At 41.6% G+C, this 13868-nt stretch carries 9 protein-coding genes and 5 pseudogenes; 8 read left to right on the forward strand and 6 right to left on the reverse strand.

Features of this window, described 5'->3' with window-relative positions:
• The first annotated feature begins 75 nt into the window (after positions 1-75).
• The 7 genes and pseudogenes from mtnK (at position 76) to ACEWFH_RS14640 (ending at position 5998) form a co-directional block, all read left to right on the forward strand.
• Positions 76-1292 (forward strand): annotated as a pseudogene (mtnK, locus tag ACEWFH_RS14610) (S-methyl-5-thioribose kinase).
• A gap of 3 nt (positions 1293-1295) precedes the next feature.
• Positions 1296-2348: pseudogene (gene mtnA, locus ACEWFH_RS14615) on the forward strand (S-methyl-5-thioribose-1-phosphate isomerase).
• Between the two features lie 13 nt (positions 2349-2361).
• On the forward strand, positions 2362-3477 hold the full coding sequence (locus tag ACEWFH_RS14620) for a sugar ABC transporter substrate-binding protein (RefSeq protein WP_473727312.1): 1116 nt from the start codon (positions 2362-2364) through the stop codon (positions 3475-3477).
• Positions 3477-4628, forward strand: a complete 1152-nt coding sequence (locus tag ACEWFH_RS14625; protein WP_473724567.1) for a sugar ABC transporter ATP-binding protein — start codon at positions 3477-3479, stop codon at positions 4626-4628. Before ACEWFH_RS14620 ends, ACEWFH_RS14625 begins: the two co-directional genes overlap by 1 nt.
• Positions 4610-4684, forward strand: a pseudogene (locus ACEWFH_RS14630) (hypothetical protein); the annotation flags it as partial. The gene ACEWFH_RS14625 and the pseudogene ACEWFH_RS14630, both read left to right, overlap by 19 nt.
• Positions 4685-4774: 90 nt before the next feature.
• On the forward strand, positions 4775-4981 hold the full coding sequence (locus ACEWFH_RS14635) for a hypothetical protein (RefSeq protein WP_473724568.1): 207 nt from the start codon (positions 4775-4777) through the stop codon (positions 4979-4981).
• Positions 4962-5998, forward strand: a pseudogene (locus tag ACEWFH_RS14640) (ABC transporter permease). Before ACEWFH_RS14635 ends, ACEWFH_RS14640 begins: the two are co-directional and overlap by 20 nt.
• On the opposite strand, the gene ACEWFH_RS14645 reads toward ACEWFH_RS14640, so the two are convergent.
• The 3 genes from ACEWFH_RS14645 to ACEWFH_RS14655 form a co-directional block, all read right to left on the reverse strand.
• On the reverse strand, positions 5980-6147 hold the full coding sequence (locus ACEWFH_RS14645; RefSeq protein WP_473724569.1) for a hypothetical protein: 168 nt from the start codon (positions 6145-6147) through the stop codon (positions 5980-5982). The pseudogene ACEWFH_RS14640 and the gene ACEWFH_RS14645 sit on opposite strands and share 19 nt — an antisense overlap.
• Before the next feature lie 103 nt (positions 6148-6250).
• Entirely contained in the window at positions 6251-9187 is a 2937-nt protein-coding gene (locus tag ACEWFH_RS14650; protein WP_473724570.1) for a bifunctional diguanylate cyclase/phosphodiesterase, read from the reverse strand.
• A 163-nt stretch (positions 9188-9350) separates the two neighbouring features.
• Complete coding sequence (locus tag ACEWFH_RS14655; protein WP_473724571.1) at positions 9351-9707, reverse strand: YisL family protein; 357 nt, start codon at positions 9705-9707, stop codon at positions 9351-9353.
• Positions 9708-9854: 147 nt separating this feature from the next.
• On the opposite strand from ACEWFH_RS14655, the gene ACEWFH_RS14660 reads away from it, so the two are divergent.
• Positions 9855-11063 carry an ornithine--oxo-acid transaminase gene (locus ACEWFH_RS14660; RefSeq protein ID WP_473724572.1) on the forward strand — a complete coding sequence of 403 codons (1209 nt, stop codon included), beginning with the start codon at positions 9855-9857 and terminating at the stop codon, positions 11061-11063.
• 64 nt (positions 11064-11127) lie between these two features.
• Here ACEWFH_RS14660 and ACEWFH_RS14665 read toward each other — a convergent pair whose 3' ends face one another.
• The 3 genes and pseudogenes from ACEWFH_RS14665 to ACEWFH_RS14675 all read right to left on the reverse strand — a co-directional run bounded on the left by ACEWFH_RS14665 (position 11128) and on the right by ACEWFH_RS14675 (position 13864).
• Positions 11128-11259, reverse strand: coding sequence for a hypothetical protein (locus ACEWFH_RS14665; protein WP_473724573.1), 132 nt, complete (start codon positions 11257-11259; stop codon positions 11128-11130).
• Positions 11260-11623: 364 nt separating this feature from the next.
• The gene (locus ACEWFH_RS14670) at positions 11624-12412 is read right to left on the reverse strand and encodes an SDR family oxidoreductase (protein WP_473724574.1); all 789 of its coding nucleotides are present in this window, start codon (positions 12410-12412) and stop codon (positions 11624-11626) included.
• 29 nt (positions 12413-12441) lie between these two features.
• Positions 12442-13864 (reverse strand): annotated as a pseudogene (locus ACEWFH_RS14675) (NAD-dependent succinate-semialdehyde dehydrogenase).
• Between the last annotated feature and the right edge of the window lie 4 nt (positions 13865-13868).

Consider the following 13868-nt stretch of genomic DNA (forward strand, 5'->3'; position numbering starts at 1 on the left):
CTAACATTCCGAGCCTCTTTTCTTATATGAAAAGAGGCTCTTTTTATTTGTAAAAACATTCCGGGGGAACAAAAAATGAGCGTACAAGTAAAACCTACATATGAACCGTTAAGCGAGTTGACTGTACTTGATGTTGTGAAAACTTTAGAATTTTTTGATGAAGCTGAACAAAACACCTTGTCTGTAAAAGAAATTGGCGATGGCAATCTCAATCTTGTATTTCATATCGAAAATCCAGATTCAAAAAAAGCATTGATTGTTAAACAAGCACTTCCATATGCAAAAGTGGTTGGTGAAAGCTGGCCTCTTACGCTAGACCGAGCAAGAATTGAAAGTGAGGCCCTCTTAAAAGAAGCAGAATCCGTTCCACACCTTGTTCCCAAGGTTTATTATTCTGATCCGACATTAGCTGTTACGGTGATGGAAGATTTGTCTGACCATGTGATCCTTCGTAAAGGACTCATTGAAGGGCAAACATACCCTACCTTGGCTGAGGATATTGGAACATTTGCTGCTAAAACAGCTTTTTATTCTAGTGACTTTTATCTGCATCCATTTGAGAAAAAGAACAAGTTGGGCGTTTTTCGAACCCTGAACTTTGCAAGATTACAGAAGACTTAGTGTTTACAGATCCGTTTTTTAATCACGATACGAACGACTTTCCTGCTGAACTGCAGAATGAAGTCGATAAGATTTGGAACGACAAAGAACTGCTTAAAGAAGTGGCTCAACTGCGATTTGCGTTCTTAACAAAAGCTGAGATCCTGCTTCACGGCGATCTTCATACAGGCAGTATCTTTGTAAAAGAAAACTCTGTAAAAGTAATTGATCCTGAGTTTGCTTTCTACGGACCTGCTGGTTTTGATATTGCTCACTTTATTGCGAATCTTGCGCTTAACCATCTTTCACAGAACGCGCATGCGAAAGAGCCTTTTAATCGTGAATCTTTACAGTCTTACCTTTTACAAACGATCGAGAAGACGTGGAATACGTACAGTGAAACGTTCACACAGCTGTGGGATGAGAAAGCGACTGATCCTTTTGCAAAAACAGAAGGCGTTCTAGATAATTTCCTACAAAAAACGTTCCATGAAGCAATCGGTTATGCGGGCTGTGAAATCATCCGAAGAACAATCGGTCTTGCACACGTTGCAGATCTTGACTCCATTGCGCAAAAAGAGGTTGAGCTGTTTTATAAGAAAAAAGCATTAGAGCTTGGAAGTACCCTTATTAAAAACCAAAGAAAAATTTCAAACATCACAGAATTGACTGACTGGATTAGAGGTGCATAGAGAATGACTGTAGCTGAAAAATGGGTTCCTTCTGTTCGTTACAGAGGTGACCACCTGCTTATATTGGATCAACAACAACTTCCCCATCACACCGTTTATTTGAATGTGACGACCATTGAACATGTATGGGATGCGATTTCAAAACTTAAAGTTCGCGGAGCTCCTGCGATCGGTATAGCTGCCGCTTTCGGACTTGCGCTTTGGAGTAATACAGAAAAAGAAAATAACCTTTCGCAGTTTTTATCTAAACTGCAGACACAAAGAGACTATCTTGCTTCTTCTCGTCCTACTGCTGTTAATTTATTTTGGGCGATCGATCGTGTCGTCGAGGTAGCTCAAGATGCAGCAACAGTTGAAGATGCGAAAAAAGAATTGAAACAGAAGCCCTCTCCATTCAAGAAGAAGATGAAAATACGTGCCGCAAAATCGGTGAATATGCCTTGTCCCTTCTGCAAAATGGGGATGCGGTAATGACGATTTGTAACGCTGGCGCTATCGCTACAAGCAAATACGGTACAGCTTTAGCTCCGTTTCATCTTGCTAAAGAAAAAGGTTGGGATCTATTTGTCTACGCTAACGAAACTCGACCTGTTCTGCAGGGAGCTCGTTTAACGGCTTGGGAACTTCAAGCAAATGATATCGATGTGACGCTGATTACCGATAACATGGCGGCACATACTTTGAAAACAAAAACATTAAAGCTGTAATCGTAGGCTGTGACCGCGTGGCGGCAAATGGAGATACGGCAAATAAAATTGGTACGTTCGGTCTTGCTCTTCAAGCGAAAGCTCTTAACATTCCCTTTATGTTGCCTGTCCCCTCTCTACCTTAGATCTTGGAACAGCAAGCGGTGACGACATTCCAATCGAAGAACGTCCGGAAGAAGAAGTTACACATCTAAACGGTGTCCGTATCGCTCCTGAAGGGATAAAAGTATTCAACCCCGCTTTTGACGTAACGCCAGCGGAATACATTTCAGCAATCATTACGGAAAAAGGCATCATCAGAGGAAATTACAGTGAGGCACTATCGACACTTAAGGAGGAACAGAAGTGAAACCATATAAAGTATTAGCAACAGCATTCTTAACAGCCTCTCTCTTTTAACAGGCTGCACAAGTGAACAAGATGCGCTTACGAATAAAACGGAAACAAAACCAGCATCAGCAACTGAATCAAAATCTAAAGAAACGAAGTCTGCAGCAACATCGAGTGAAGTTCCAAAACAGCTTCAGAAGCCTTTAAAGATTGCATCCATCAATCAATTTTCGATCGGCACATTCTCTTCTCAATATATTAGCGGTGTGAAGAAACAGGTTGAAGAATTTGGTGGTGAGGTTCAAATCTACAACGCCGACAACGACCTTTCAAAAATGGCTGCTTATGTAGAAACTGCCGTGAACCAACAAGTGGATGGCATCTTAATTGACCATGGTCGTGCCGATGCGATTGCTCCGAGTGTTAAGAAAGCGGTTAAAGCAGGCATTCCAGTTGTCGCGTTTGATAGTGACATCAACATTCCAGGTGTTACCGTCATCGACCAGGATGACTATAGCCTCTCTTGGAACGCTCTCAGATCGATGGCGCAAGATTTGAACGGAAAAGGTGAGATCGTTTATGTGTGGGTTGGTGGTTTTACACCGATGGAACGAAGAAACGTAATGTATGAGGCATTTAAGAAACGCTATCCTTCTATAAAAGAAATCGCACGTTTTGGTACGGCGACGCAGAACACAGCTCTTGATACACAATCTCAGATGGAAGCCCTTCTTCAAAAATATCCGAACAAGGGTGATATCGATGCGGTATTTGCGCCATGGGACGAATTCGCAAAAGGTGTAACTCGTGCGATTCAGCAAGCTGGCCGCGATGAGATTAAAGTGTACGGAATCGATTTAAGTGATGAAGATCTTCAATTGATGCAAGAAGAAAACAGCCCATGGGTGTCAACTGCAGCAACTGACCCTGCTGATGTCGGGAAGCTGCAAGTTCGTTTTCTGTACCAAAAGGTAGCTGGAGAAGAAACTCCTCAAATCTATAGCGTTCAGCCTCATCTTGTTGAAAAAGAAGATCTTCCGAATTCTAAAGTATCCATGGATGAGATCGGTAAGTACGTAGAAGGTTGGGGTAAATCGGAAGCTGGCACTTCACCTTGGATGGATAACTTAAAGAAGGCGAATCAATAATGACTATACTTTCATTAACTTCTATACAAAAGTCGTTTGGTGATCAAACTGTACTAAAAGGAGTGGACTTTACCGTAACTAGCGGTGAGGTCCATGCTCTTTTAGGAGCGAATGGTGCAGGGAAAAGTACACTTATGAAAATTTTATCCGGTGATTATGAACGCGATGGCGGCATCATAACAATTGATCAAAAAGAACAGCACTTTAATACTCCTGCCGATGCGAAGGATGCTGGCATCGAAATGGTTGTTCAAGAAGTAGATACGGCTCTTGTCCCTTCCTTAAGCATTGCAGAAAACGTTACGATGAATGCTTTTATCACAGGACCAGCATTCTTTTCGTGGAGAAAACGCCATAAACGCGCTGAGGAACTATTAAGAAGAGTTGGTTTGAACCTTGACCCTTCCCTTCCCCTTTCTCATTGTTCATTAGCGGAAAAACAGTTAGTTCTTATCGCAAAAGCGCTATCTCGTGAGATATCTTTTATTATCCTGGATGAACCTACAGCTGCTCTTAGTACGAAAGAAGCTCAACATCTTTTCAGTGTACTTCGCGAGCTTCAAAAACAAGGTGTCGGAATTATTTATATTTCCCACCGCTTGCCGGAAGTTATGGAGTTATCTACAAGGGTGACAGTCTTAAAAGATGGTTACGTAACCCTTCATAAAGAAACTTCTGATTGTTCGTCTGAAGAAATCGTACGCGCGATGTTAGGAAACGAACTGGTTGAACTTTTAAACGATGAAGATGAGCGGATTTTAGGTAATATACTTTTAGACGTTAAAAATTTCACCGTACCAGCAACAAATGAACGTGTGTCCTTTTCAGTACGCGAAGGTGAAATCGTTGGTGTTGCCGGACTGGTTGGTGCAGGAAAAACAGAAACAGCAAGGGCTCTGTTCGGTGCTGATCCATCTGGTGACTATCTATCTATTAAAGGTAAAAGAATAAAAGTTACGAGCCCTCAGAAAGCAATCTCTTCAGGTATCGGATTTGTTCCAGAAGAACGCCGCAAAGAAGGCATACTCGTTGATTTTAACGTTGTGGAGAATTTAACGCTGCCTGTATTAAAACAGTTTACGAAGTTTGGTTTTATTCAAAAAACCGAGAAAAAGCAGAAGCTGAAAAGTGGATCAAACAGCTTGGCATAAAGACTCAAAAGTCATCTCTGCTTCTTAATCACTTAAGCGGCGGTAATCAGCAGAAAGCTGCGATTGGAAAGTGGCTTCTAAATGACGGTGAGGTTTTCATTTTTGATGAACCGACAAAAGGAATCGATGTAGGAGCAAAACAGGATGTGTTTCAGTGCATTAAAGAGCTTGCTCAAAACAAAAAGGGCATCCTCTATTTTACGAGTGAGATTCAAGAACTGCTCGCTTTTTGTGATCGGATTCTCATCATGTACGACGGGAAAATTGCTGGGGAACTGAATAAGGAAGAAGCAACTACCGAAAAAATTATGCACTATGCAACAGGAGGTCATTATGGCACAGTACGTTCATAAAGAGCAAGTAGAGAATGAACTTAACAAAACAAAATACTCGTTTCAAGAAAAGGTATTTCCTTTTCTCTATCGATACGGAACACTTCTTGTCATTTTATTAACGGTGATCGGCTTCAGTCTTGCTAACGACAAATTCTTAAGCTATCAAAACTTTACTGATATTTTGCGTTCGGTCTCTATCATTACATTGCTAGCGATTGGTGTAACGATCTCTCTTATTGTTGGGGGCTTTGACCTTTCAGTGGGATCAACAGCTAGCCTTGCAACCGTTACGAGTGCCGCTGCTCTCGTACTGTATCGCCAGGAAACGATTATCGCTATTTTAATTCCAATTGTAATTGGACTTTTAGTAGGTCTATTAAACTCGTTCTTCGTTGTTAAGGTAAGACTCCCAGATCTGCTCGCAACACTTGCCGTGATGTATATCATTAACGGACTGCATCTGACGTTCACAAAAGGATTCTCCATCTATAACAACATGCCGCTAACTGAGGGCGGAACAGCACCTGGCGTTTTCCTACCATCTTTTCTTTTCATCGGTCAGGGTGAAATTTTATCAGTTCCGGTACCCGTTATCATTATGCTGATTGCCGTTGTTGTTGTTCACGTGATTCTTCAGCAGACCCGTTTTGGCAGATTATTATACATTACAGGCGGAAATGAAGAAGCTGCACGATTATCGGGTGTTCCAGTTCAGCGCTATAAAATGTATGCCTATCTTCTATCTGCGTTCTTTGCCACACTAGCGGGTATCTTATTAGCCGCTCGAATCGGTACGGGACAGGTCTCTGCAGGAGCTCCCTATTAATGGATGGTGTTGCAGCTGCATTTATTGGTTTCTCGGTATTTGGAGCAGGAAAACCGAATGTAATCGGTACTTTTGTTGGAGCTGTATTAATCGGTATTCTGCTTAATGGGTTAACGATGCTAAATGTTCCTTACTACGCACAAGATATCGTTAAAGGATCCATTCTAATTGGCGCCTTAGCCTTTATGTATTATGAGAAGAAAAAATAACGCTGTTTTGTAAAATACTCTGTCGCATTTGAAAATGGTTGATTTCCGCTCCAGGTGCATCGCTTTCCGCGGGGCAGGCGGTGAGCCACATTCGTACGTTTCACTCTTAAGTGTCTCACCTGCCCGCTTGTCCCGCAGGAGTCTTGCACCTTCCGCTCCAATCAACTTTCCGGTGAAGGCAAAACAATAAATAACTTATAAGCAACAACAAATTATTAGAAAAGAGCAAAACAAAGAAGACAGCACACCATTTTATGAGGATGTGCTGTTTTTTGCTGTCATGTATCTTTCTAAAAACTGGTCGGCTTCATTTGCAGGCATCGGCTTACTAATGATATAACCTTGTGCTGTATGACAGCCGTATTCGCGCAGCAGTTTCATTTGCTCGTACGTTTCAACACCTTCTGCTACTGTTGAAAGCGAGAGTCCCTCACACATCATAATAATTGCCTTGATGATGGCAGCATCGCTTGTGTTGAAGTAATCATCGCTTAAATGTCTGATAAAACTTTGATCGATCTTTAAGTAATCAACCGGAAAATCTTTTAAATAACTGAGAGAGCTGTAGCCCGTACCAAAATCATCAATCGATAAACGAACACCCAGTTCTCTTAATTCTTCCATAATACTAATGCTGTACTGTACATTTTGAATCATTGTACTCTCAGTTAGCTCTAAATGAAGATATTCTGCAGATATCCCCGCGGTTTCAAGCGCCTCTTTTACTTCATACACAAAGGATAATCTTTGAAACTGTCTGCCTGAAACGTTTACAGAGATCGATAGATGAGGAGCTCCCCCATCATGCCATCGCTTTAACTGTTTACAAGATTCTATCAGAACAAAACGGCCAATTTCATCAATGAGCCCGATTTCTTCTGCTAACGGTATAAATTGCATAGGAGACACGAGACCGAGTTCAGGATGGTTCCATCTTACGAGAGCTTCAAACCCTAAAATCTTGTCAGTCTTTAAACAATATTGAGGCTGGAAATACGGTTGAAGTTCACCTTTTTGTACCGCTTTTCGCAAATAGCCTTCCAGCTTAAGCCGTTCAAGAGTAAAAGCGTTCATCTCATCCGTAAAAATCTCTCGCTTCCCACGGCCTTTTTCTTTAGCTTTATGAAGCGCTGTATCTGCATTCTTAATAAGCACATCAGCACTTGTACTATCATTCGGATAGATGCTGATTCCAATTGATGTACTCACTGTATACTCTTGGCCATCCAAATAAATGGGCAACTTAAGTGCTTCCACAATTCTGTTTGCTGTATCTATGATATCACCTGGTTTGTCGATGGATGTTAGAATCAGCGTAAATAGATCACCTGCAAATCGGCATAAAAGATCTTGGCTGTTGATCACTTGCCTCAACTGTTTACTGACATGTTTTAACACAACGTCTCCGATATGATGACCAAGACTTTCATTTATGATTTTAAAATGATCGATATCAATAAACATTACCGCTAGTTTGTCGCGCGAGTGATCGCTCTCTGTAACAAGTTCACGAAGCCTTTTTTCAAACATACCGCGGTTTGGCAGACCTGTAAGAGAATCATGAAACGCTAACTGTTCGATCTCTTCCTCTGCCTTCTTCTGCCATGTAATGTTTTTTCCGATACCATACACCCCAACTACCTGCTGATTGACCACGATCGGTATGTTTGTAATGCTGCTTAAAATGTGACTGCCGTCTTTTTTCTTGATGCTTGTTACAAACGTTTGAGGCTTATCATGCACGGCGAGCCTGAAATGTTCAACAACACGCTTATGATCTTCTTCACAAATGTAGTCAAGGGCGTGAGATTGAAGCATCTCTTCTTGTGAGAACCCTAAAGATTGGACGAGCGCGTGATTTACACTCGTAATGTAACCGTTCATATCCATCGAATAAATCATATCTGGATTATGATCAAACAAGGATTTGTAGCGCTGTTCAGATTCTAGTAAATGATCATTCAGCTCTTCCATCTCTTTTGTGCTCGATTGTATCAAGTGAGAGAGTGCAAGCAAGTCATCGATCTCTTTTGTCTGTTCCGGTATGGTTGAATCAAACTTTTTCTGCAGTGTCGCGTCATTAGATTCACTAACAACTAGGATCGTTAACGCATGAGAGAGCATCTGTAAGGTGGTGCCATCGTGAAAGTATTCTCCGTACGAAAAGAACCCAACTGTTGGGACAAACTGATCAATGACTAGAAATTCTTCTTCTAATGTACTCTTTAAAAATCGTCTTCGTGCCATGCATGAATAAAGGAAAATAGCTTCAGCCGGCTTATCCTGTAGCTCTTTTGTTACAAGATCAATACTTCTTAAAGAAAGTGCTGCATCTCTATAGCCGATTTGAATCTTAGTACCCGCTTTTGTATTCTGATGAAACAGAATAGGTTCTCCAGGGTTCGATGATTTAACGGATAACGGATGATACGTTTTACCTCTTTTTATGATCAATGGATATTCTAAGGCAGAGGCCGGCAGTCTATCAGCGATATCCTTACCCATGTATTGTTTATAAAGATCATAGATCGGCTTTCCTTCGATCTCCAATTCTCCATCAACAGACACATCTGTTACCGTGAATACCTTCCCCGCTGGTTTCCATTCTGTGTATGAAAGCGTGTGAAGATATAGTTCTTCACTATCGATAGCAGCCGCGACTACCCCTTTATCAAAAACTCCACTTTCTGTAAAAAGAACGACATTTTCATACTTCCCGTTATCTCCTGCGTTTCCACCCGCAATATAGACATTTGGAGCTGTCTCATGAAATGCTTTAAGAAACGATGAGCTCTCCATATGCATACCATCACCGAAAGCAAATACAAGCTTAGTTGAGTCTTGAATAACTTCTGTTGCTAGTCTTATCCCTAGATCTCTGCTGTTCTTGTTTTCCTCAAGCGGTATATAAAACGTTCTCGGAACAGAGTTGCTAAAAATAGAAACAGAAATAACCGTTTCACCTGTTGTGACACGGCCGCTTAATATCTCACCATCTGTTGTAACACCGATTATTTTAGCTTGAGGTAAACTAAACAATAGTTGTTTACGCAGGTCATTGATCCACTGCTTATCAACCTTTCCAGTGAAAACTTGGATCAATATGTTTTCATATTTTTTTAGCTTATTTTTAACAATCCACTTTTGTAAGTCCATTTCACTTTTAAATAAATAATTATGGGTTTGCATGCTTACACCACACCTCATCTGCCAAGAAAACGCATTTTAAGAAAAGCTATACTTGTCATCTTTAATATCGGTGGGCATTCCGCTTTGTTAACAAAAACACATGCTGGTTATTTTATCCAATAAAAAAACCGCCCACAATTGCAGGCGATCATTGTTTTGTTTCCTATCCAAGAACAGCATAACCATAAAATAATACTAATAGTAAAGACAACCAGAAGAACACCCAGTTCAACAGACGGCCTTCACCGCGTTTTCTTTGTACCAGGATGATTTCCATTAAACCAATCACCACAAGCCCAAGTGTACCTTTAATAATTAGCGGCCCTTTATTAACAATTCCTGGGTCCATTAAGTAGCTAGCGAGCATATGTCCACCTGTTGCAAGGATGGCTAAGTACAAAACTCGCAGAATCATGTGAAAAATTTTTGATTTTTTTCCGGCATTTTTTTTGTATAACATATACGTTACAAAGAACAAAATTAACGCCAAAAACCATGATGTAACATGAGCATGAATCATAAATATATCCTCCTATGTATAATTCTCCATATTACTATACCACGAACTCCCTAGAACTAGGCAATTAAAAGAGTTACCCCTGTAAAGTAAGCACTTTCATTGCTATAATAGCAATGTGAGAAATCTTGCAGAATAGAGGTGTTTCCTTTGAAACAGACAGAAACGAAAAATACGGAAACTGTAATTTCTAAAACGGAACAATATGGTGCACAAAACTATCATCCGCTTCCAATCGTAATTTCGAAAGCTGAAGGTGTATGGGTAACAGATCCAGAAGGTAACCGATACATGGACATGCTTAGTGCCTACTCTGCGGTTAACCAAGGTCACCGCCACCCTAAGATCATTCAAGCACTAAAAGACCAAGCGGACAAAGTAACGCTAACTTCACGTGCATTCCACAATGATCAACTTGGTGATTTTTACGAAAAAGTATCTAGCTTAACGAAAAAAGATATGGTCCTTCCGATGAACACAGGTGCTGAAGCTGTAGAAACAGCAATCAAAGCTGTTCGCCGCTGGGCTTATGATGTAAAAGGCGTTGCTGACAACCAAGCAGAAATCATCGTTTGTGAAGGAAATTTCCACGGACGCACGATGACAGCGGTATCTATGTCATCTGATCCTGACTATCAGCGTGGATTTGGTCCAATGCTTCCTGGTATCAAGCTTATCCCTTATGGTGATCTTGATGCATTAAAAGCTGCGATTACACCAAACACGGCTGCATTCATCCTAGAGCCGATTCAAGGTGAAGCTGGAATCGTTATTCCACGCGAAGGATTCTTGAAAGAAGCACTTGACGTATGTAAAGCTGAGAACGTTCTTTTTGTAGCAGATGAAATTCAGTCTGGTTTAGGCCGTTCTGGTAAAATGTTTGCTTGTGACTGGGAAGAAATCGAGCCAGACATGTACATTTTAGGAAAAGCACTTGGCGGAGGCGTTATGCCGATCTCTTGTGTAGCCGCTAACCGCGAAGTACTAGGCGTATTCAACCCTGGTTCTCACGGATCTACATTCGGTGGAAACCCATTATCTTGTGCGGTATCTGTTGCTTCAGTAGAAGTACTTGTAGAAGAGAACTTAGTTGAGCGTTCCTTTAAGCTTGGTGAGTACTTCTTAGGCGAATTGAAGAAGATTGATAACCCGGTTATTAAAGAAGTTCGCGGAAAAGGCTTGTTCATCGGTGTTGAACTGAACGAACCTGCTCGTTCATATTGCGAACGTTTAAAAGAACAAGGATTGTTATGTAAGGAAACACACGAAAACGTAATTCGTTTCGCTCCGCCTCTCATTATTTCTGAAGAAGACCTAGAGTGGGCAATTGAACGTATTAAGAACGTACTTTCTGTTTAATTTTTTAGGGAGCTGACTGTGAGTAGTCAGCTCTTTTGTTTTTAAATTTAGGCTGTTTTCGTATTCATTGTTGCTTTAGAAAGCAGTTGATTTCCGTTTCAGGTGCTCGCTTTCCGCGGGGCAGGCGGTGAGCCACATTCGTACGTTTCACTCTTAAGTGTCTCACCTGCACACCTGTCCCGCAGGAGTCTCCCACCTTACACTCCAATCAACTGTTGAAAGAAGACAACAATAAGACAACAAAAAAAGATTAATAAGCAACATTTTTTTAGAAAAGAGCCTTAGTTTAAAGTGCTTAAGTGTTCAGTTTGGGATGCCGAAACTGTTTCAGAACGTTACCACCTGGGGTAATTCACAATATCTATGCTATTGATTCCAAATAAAAACGAGTCGAATCCAAAAGTTTTGGCTGTTAATCCACGAGATTTGGCCTCGAATCAAAAAGTTTTTGCGATTTACCCACGAGTCTACAATCCTCGACAAGTTTCACCCCGCATTATACCCCTTACATGAATATAAAGAAGCAGCCTAGCACCGGCTGCTTCTTTAAGTTCAAACTTTTATAGAGCCTTCACCATTCCACCATCAATCAATAGTGACTGCCCTGTGATATAAGTATTAGCGCCAGAGCATAGAAACACTACCATCTTCGCAAACTCTTCCGGCTCACCGTAACGCCCGAGCGGAATGCCGCTTTCCATGGCAGCTTTCACCTCTTCTGCGGATACTCCTTTTTTCTCAGCCATCATTTGATCTAATTCCCCAACACGATCTGTTCCGATGCGTCCTGGTCCAATTGTGTTGATTAGGATGCCGTCTTTGCCCAACTCTTGTGAAAGACTTTTTGATAGACCATTAATCGCTGTACGGAATGTGTTTGATAAAATGAGTCCGTCGATCGGTTGCTTAAATGAAGAAGACGCGATGTTCACGATACGTCCACCGCCATTTTTACGCATATTCGGCGTAACAGCACGGACAGATCTCACTAGACTCAACAACGTTAACTCAAATGCACCCTGCCAATGCTCATCTTCAAAATCATTGAACGTGCCTGCTGGAGGTCCGCCGGCGTTGTTAACCAGCACATCAATGCTTCCTAACTTGTCTACCGTTTCTGCAACTAATTCATCAATCTCATTGCGCTGTGTGATGTCGCACACTTTAAAATGAACGACTGAACCTGTTTCACTTTTGATCTCTTCTGCAGTCCTAGATAGCTGATCTTCATCACGGCTAGTCAGCATCACGTTTGCTCCTTCTCTTGCAAACTGGAGTGCACAAGCTTTTCCGAGCCCTTTACTAGAAGCAAGAACTAATACATTTTTCCCTCTTAAACCTAAGTCCATATGGTCCTCACCCGGTTTCTCAAAAGTTTTTATAGTACGTAGCTTACGTATTTTGTCTCCAAGTACGCTTCCATTCCCTCTACTCCACCTTCTCGGCCAAGACCGCTCTCTTTCATACCACCGAACGGGGCTTGTGCAGCAGATGGAACACCATCATTCCAGCCGATAATTCCGTAATCTAACCCTTCAACAACTTTTGTTCCTTTGGACATGTTTTCCGTATACACGTAAGCTGCTAATCCAAACGGGCTTGTGTTCGCAAGCTTGATGCCTTCTTCAATCGTGTTGATCTTATGAATCGGAATAACCGGTCCAAACGTTTCTTCATTCATGATTAGCATATCTTGGGTAACGTTTTTCAGAACAGTCGGCTCGTAATAATACGCACCATTTTCCGATCTTCCTTTTCCGCCTGTGACACACTCTGCCCCATTTGAAACAGCGTTCTCTACATGCTCAGAAATTTTTTCATAGCCATCTTTATTGATAATTGGACCGATGTCCGTGCCCTCTTCAAGACCGTTGCCTACTTTTAGTTTCTTCGCTTCAGCGGCTACAAGTTCTACAAACTCATCGTATACGTTTTCTTGAACATATACGCGGTTGATACAAATACATGTTTGACCAGCATTACGAAACTTGGAAGCTACGATTCCTGCGACTGCTTTTTCAGATCTGCATCGTCCAGCACGACTGCAGGTGCGTGACCACCTAATTCCATAGATACGTTTTTAACCGTTGCAGCACTCTGTTCGATTAATTTTTTCCGATCTCAGTAGAACCAGTAAATGTTACTTTTCTTACTTTTTCAGAATCCATAATGGCTTTTCCGATCACAGACGATGAACCTGTTACAAGATTGATAACGCCTTTCGGAAAACCTGCTTGATCGGCGAGTTCTACTAATTTAATTGCTGTTAGTGGTGTTTCTTTTGGCGGCTTTACGATAAACGTACAGCCTGCAGCGAGAGCCGGACCTAGCTTTCTTGTGATCATTGCTGCCGGGAAGTTCCATGGCGTGATTGCTGCAACAACTCCGACAGGCTGTCTTAACACTTGCATTCGTTTATTTTCAGCACTTGAAGGAATCGTGCGGCCGTACACACGCTTTCCTTCTTCTGCGTACCATTTGATAAAGGAAGCGGCATACATCACTTCACCAACAGATTCTTTTAACGGTTTACCCATTTCTAGCGTCATCAGTTCAGCTAATTCTTCTCTTTGTTCAATCATCAAATCATGCAGTTTCATGAGGTATTCAGCTCGTTCATACGCAGTTAATTTGGACCAGCGTGGAAATGCATCATGTGCTGCCTCAATCGCAGCATCTGTTTCTTCTTTCCCACAAGACGGCACCGTTCCTACCACTTCACCGTTTGCGGGGTTATACACCTCTATTTTTTCAAGTGAGTTTCCTGTCCATGAACCGTTAATATAAAGCAGCTTTTCCATGTGA

The organism is Fictibacillus sp. EA-CB0309 (assembly GCF_055814265.1).